Source organism: Microcystis sp. M49636_WE2 (assembly GCF_030065375.1).
GTDB lineage: Bacteria > Cyanobacteriota > Cyanobacteriia > Cyanobacteriales > Microcystaceae > Microcystis > Microcystis aeruginosa_C.
In genome coordinates, this window is the sequence record NZ_JASJFG010000994.1 from 1 (window position 1) to 1,500 (window position 1,500).

Consider the following 1,500-nt stretch of genomic DNA (forward strand, 5'->3'; position numbering starts at 1 on the left):
ATACTTTATCGCCATCGCTGGTAATTACTAAACTACTAATTCCTAAGTCAATTCCGATGGCTTTATCTGTTACTGGTAATGGCTTAATCGTTGGGTCATCAAATCTAATTGAAATATGCCAGCGTCCAGAAGGATGTAATCTGACTGTTACTGTGCTTGGTTCACAGCTTTTTGGGATTTGTCTTGACCATCGAATGGGTAAAGGTTCTGTGCATTTAGCTAAATAGATTTGTCTGTCTTTAAATTTAAAAGCAGACTTGGTAAATTCGGCACTTGCTCCCTGATGTTTTTTCTTAAAGTTAGGATACTTATTACGACCAGCAAAGAAATTAGTAAAAGCTGTTTGTAAATGTCTTAACCCTTGTTGTAAGGGTACACAGCTTACCTCGTTTAAAAACTCTAATTCTTCTTGCTTTTTCCAATCGGTCAACATTGAAGAAGTTTGAACATATCCTACTCTTTCTTGTCTTTCGTACCAAGCTTGTGTTCGTTCGTGGAGAGCTTTGTTGTAAACTAATCTTACACAGCCCAAAGTGCGCCGCAATAGGGACTCTTGTGTTGGTGTGGGGTAAAATCGGTAAGAATAGGCTTTTTCCATATCTCACATTTTAGCATATATTTCGTAAACGATGCTCATATTTAACAGTAAAGCCGTCGTAGAACGACGGGGTTTCAGACCCAAATTTTCGATGATCATATCGTCATCAGGATCGGCAGATACTAGGGTAAGCTCTTGATTAATTCTGACAATTCGAGAAAATTGGCAAACTTCTTCAATAATTTCCTCGGTTTTTTCTTCAGAAAGTGTAAATTTTACAATAAGCTTTTCTGAAAACTCATCTAAAATTTCTTGGCAAGTTACCGATTGTATCCGCTCGTTTCTTGCCATAGACACGCACAGAAGTGGACTTCTGCCGGGGAAAAGCAAGGCAGGAATTACTATATTTGTATCAAAACCGACAATGGGAGCCACTATTTTTCATGAACGATATTATCTATCGATAAATTCTTCTTTTTCTTCTTCCGTCTTAGCGGGGCGGGGAAACGGAGGGAATTTTCGGCCATGGTGACAACAGTAATCGTTTTTCCCAACCTATCGAAAAATCCGACACTATACCCCGTTTCTAATCCCTCGATTTGATGTTTTTCTACCAATTTCCCACGTCTCCTGCGGATAATCTTTCTTCGGGAATATCTTTTAATAAAATCCCATTGAGTAAAGTTCATAATTGATGGTTATTATTTTGATCTAAAAAGTCCAGAAAATCTTTTGCTTTTACGTTCTGAATATTTTGATATTCAACCAGTGAAAGAAGATGTTTGTCCCCCGTAATAATATGGGTAGCCTTGCCAGCGATCGCACATTCTATGATCATATCGTCATCGGGATCGTTGGGAACCGCTCTCAGTTGTCTTGTTATCGGAACAAGGCTAGAAAATTGACGAATTTCCGCGATATATTCTCTAAGTCCCCGTTCAGATATTTGAAATTTCTGCTGA

At 38.4% G+C, this 1,500-nt stretch carries 4 protein-coding genes; all 4 read right to left on the bottom strand.

Going from position 1 to position 1,500, the window contains the following annotated elements; all coding sequences use genetic code 11:
- On the bottom strand, positions 1-598 hold a 598-nt coding region (locus PX484_RS22830), incomplete at its 3' end, for an RNA-guided endonuclease InsQ/TnpB family protein (protein ID WP_288105656.1).
- 3 nt (positions 599-601) lie between these two features.
- The gene (locus PX484_RS22835; protein ID WP_288105658.1) at positions 602-973 is read right to left on the bottom strand and encodes a putative toxin-antitoxin system toxin component, PIN family; all 372 of its coding nucleotides are present in this window, start codon (positions 971-973) and stop codon (positions 602-604) included.
- Entirely contained in the window at positions 973-1,227 is a 255-nt protein-coding gene (locus tag PX484_RS22840) for a hypothetical protein (RefSeq protein ID WP_288105661.1), read from the bottom strand. The genes PX484_RS22835 and PX484_RS22840 overlap by 1 nt, the downstream gene beginning before the upstream one ends.
- A partial coding sequence (locus PX484_RS22845) for a putative toxin-antitoxin system toxin component, PIN family (protein ID WP_288105664.1) occupies positions 1,224-1,500 on the bottom strand: 277 nt, incomplete at its 5' end. The genes PX484_RS22845 and PX484_RS22840, both read right to left, overlap by 4 nt.